Source organism: Ureibacillus terrenus (assembly GCF_006569205.1).
Classification (GTDB): domain Bacteria; phylum Bacillota; class Bacilli; order Bacillales_A; family Planococcaceae; genus Ureibacillus; species Ureibacillus terrenus.
This window is the reverse complement of record NZ_VIGD01000040.1, coordinates 1-3151: the sequence shown is the minus strand read 5'-3', so window position 1 is coordinate 3151 and position 3151 is coordinate 1. Positions and strand designations below refer to the sequence as shown.

Genomic DNA, 3151 nt, shown 5'->3' with positions numbered 1-3151 from the left:
AGCATCCTTTCTTTACCTCCACTGTTTTGTTCTTCACAACCTTAACAGTAGAGGGAATTTTAGGAGCTGGCAAGCCTTTTTTTATGCCATGAAGCTCTGCACTTTTTTGTTGCAGAACTCTGTACTTATCTGGGGGGAGGTCCCCTTCTCTTTTAGGAGCTTGTTAATAGCTCTAGCTACAATTCGGCGATAATAGGTCTGCCGCTTTTACACCCCTATCTTTTAACACCTATTTATTTTTTATTTACTGTTTGTTATTTTAATTTCTTCTTTTTCATTTACAAGTAATATTGTTTATCTTGAAGCTAACAATGGTACAATAAATCATTTTTTATTATCTCATAATAAATTAGTAACGTTTGTGATAATTAGATCTTTAATTCATTGCTTCAAAACAACTGCTACAGTATTTATAATGCTTGTTTTTATAGTAATTTTATTGAAGATTAACATAAATTTAGCATCTTTAATTGGAGTTACTTTTACTGGACTTATTGGTTTGTATGGCATAGGAATAGCTTTTTCAAGTCTATCTCTTGTATTTAAAGATATCAAAGCAATAATAAGTTTATTTAAGGTTGGATTTATTTATTTATTGTTTAAACAAAATGAAAACATTTTTATTCCTTTTTCATATGCGAAAGGACTAATTTGGGATATAATCTTAAATGAATATAAAATATCGGATTTTCCTATTAGTTCATTAAGTATAGTTTTTTTAAATTCTTTGGTATACTTTATAATCGGATTAATTATGTTTAATTACTTTGAAAAGATAGCAATGAAAAAGGGAATTCAAAGTTAAAGAGGTGATATTAATGTTCAAATTGGTAAGAATGTTGAAATTGCGAGACCTAGAGTTGTTTCGTTTAGATAATCAAGATAATGAAACTGTCTGTATGCTATTGATTTTAGATTACAGAAGACCTAGTGTTTTAGATGATTTTCCTATTTTAAAGGAAATAGAGGATGAGGATTCATTTGAAGGCGCGGAGAATTATATCCACACGGTAATAATTTCAGAAAAAAAATTAGAAGAAAATATTGTGGACCAAATTGCTGAGGTAATCGAAGGGTTAGTTGAACATAAGCCAAATTGTGATAATAATAATTCTTTTTATATTAGTAAATTCCCTGATAATTTTGAGGCTGGCACACATTTAATAGAGTATATTAAACCTATCTTAGATAAGATGAATTTTGATATTGATTTAACATATATCACTGATAAACATTTTAATTACTTGACTCAAGAATAATCTTTAATTTAATTGTGGTTCTTGAGTGGTACAATGGGTAATGTAGCGGTGAACATTGATCCAATCGTTAACCTAAAAATAGCATTGAATGGCGCAGGAATTAGGGGTGGGAGGATTTTCGACAGCGATGGTAAAAAAGATTGCCATCGCTTATCGTGTTGGGCCGGAAATTATTTTTGAAAAGTAAATAAAAAATCCTTTATCTTGGGATGGTCTGGATGCGAAATGTGAGTTATAAAATCGCAGTTGTTTAATTTTACAACTGCGATTTTTATTGTGTGCCGGGTAGGTCGATGAACTAGGCGGTGAAAGTCCTCTATGGGCGTCGGGGGATGTTGGGATATGTGAATCATCAGTCAAAGGCAAGGGTGTCCATGGAGAAGTGAAATCGGAAAGAAACCCTAGACAAACCCTTGAATCCAACGAAATACATTCGAGGTTGCGATTTCAGGATGGGTTTGCAAGACAAAACGAAGTCCCCAATTGATCGATCGTTGCCTATTACTCCATGTAAAGTTGGTGCAAACTAAATTCTCTGTAAATCTCTGTGCTTTTATTTCTCAATAAACATTGGAACTATTCTAAGCTGATTTCATGTGGACGAATCGATCGGAAAGATAAGACCGAAGAAGCCCTTATTGCTTCCTCGATTTTATATGCTAATGGAACGAGCTTGCGAGTGAATCATATTAATAAGGATTAATTTGGTAAAACGTATGCCTATGAAACTCAGTATTTTTTCTAGACTAGTAATTTTCAAACCCTCGATAGAACAGGATTTTTCCAATTTTGTTTTCCTAAAATGGACTTCAAACTGTTGAACTCGGGAGAAAAAAATTAATGAAACACTCAAAAATAAAAATCGTAGCTATCAGTGTTGATAACTACGATTTAATTTTAAAATAAATTTATTGGTACTTTTCAGTTGTTTTACTGAAAAGCCGTAAAGCCTTTTTGAAATGCTTATTTTACTATTCGGATATGTTTAAAAGGCCAATAAATTATGTTTGCCTGGCCAACAACATCATGCATCGGAATGGCCCCAATATGACGACTGTCCTTACTATATCTTCTATTATCACCCATTACAAATAAATAGCCTTTAGGAACAGTGTTTCTACCGATTGGAGTATCCTTTAGAGTAAACGATTCCGTAAGGGGACCATCAAACTTGTTTTGTTTTTTGTATTCATCTAGATAAGGTTCTTTATACGCTTTCCCGTTTATATATAAAATATCATTTTTATACTCGATACGATCTCCAGGTAACCCAATTATGCGTTTTATGTAATCCTTTTTTTCTTTTGTATGGAACACAATAATATCAAACCTTTTCGGTTTTACAAAAGAATATTTTATTTTGTTTACAATCATACGATCTTGATCGTGTAGTGTAGGCATCATGGATTCTCCTTCTACTATAATCGGCGCAAATATGAAGTGCCGAACAAAAGCAGCTAATAAAATTGCAATAATGATCGCCTTCATCCATCCCAAAAACTCACTTTTCTTTTTCTCCATTATCATCATCCCCCTTAAAACGGTACCGTCAAGAATTTTGTGTAATGTAAGATAGATAGGGTATCTCTGAAATAGATTTGGAATGGATAGGGAACCGGTTTCCTTCACACAAGAGACTGAATATTCAGTCTCTTGTGTGGAAAGGGAAAATCCCCTTATTTTGTTTATTTACAATATTTGGTTAACAATAACGTTCTTCAAACATTCGTTGAAGGGCTTCTTGCGCTTCGGCAAATCCTCATAAATTCGGTATACTTTTAGACATAGGTAGGGTTCTCCTTTCTCTGGAATGTTTGGGTTCAATCAGAGAATACCCTACCTTTTTTCTTTTGGTCTAGCAAAATGCTTTACACAAAATTTTATACATCATC

2 protein-coding genes are annotated in these 3151 nt (G+C 32.8%); one reads left to right on the top strand and one right to left on the bottom strand.

Annotated features, from left to right (window positions below; genetic code table 11):
• Positions 1-818: 818 nt before the first annotated feature.
• Positions 819-1259: a hypothetical protein gene (locus tag FKZ59_RS14080; protein WP_003354865.1), complete on the top strand. Its 441-nt coding sequence runs from the start codon at positions 819-821 to the stop codon at positions 1257-1259.
• Between the two features lie 963 nt (positions 1260-2222).
• Here FKZ59_RS14080 and lepB read toward each other — a convergent pair.
• Positions 2223-2780, bottom strand: coding sequence for a signal peptidase I (gene lepB / locus FKZ59_RS14075; protein WP_141603371.1), 558 nt, complete (start codon positions 2778-2780; stop codon positions 2223-2225).
• Positions 2781-3151 lie beyond the last annotated feature (371 nt).

Excerpts from the sequence above, each read along its gene's own strand:
- FKZ59_RS14080 (WP_003354865.1), top strand. The coding sequence starts at position 819 with ATGTTCAAATTGGTAAGAATGTTGAAATTGCGAGACCTAGAGTTGTTT.
- lepB (WP_141603371.1), bottom strand. The coding sequence starts at position 2,780 with ATGGAGAAAAAGAAAAGTGAGTTTTTGGGATGGATGAAGGCGATCATT.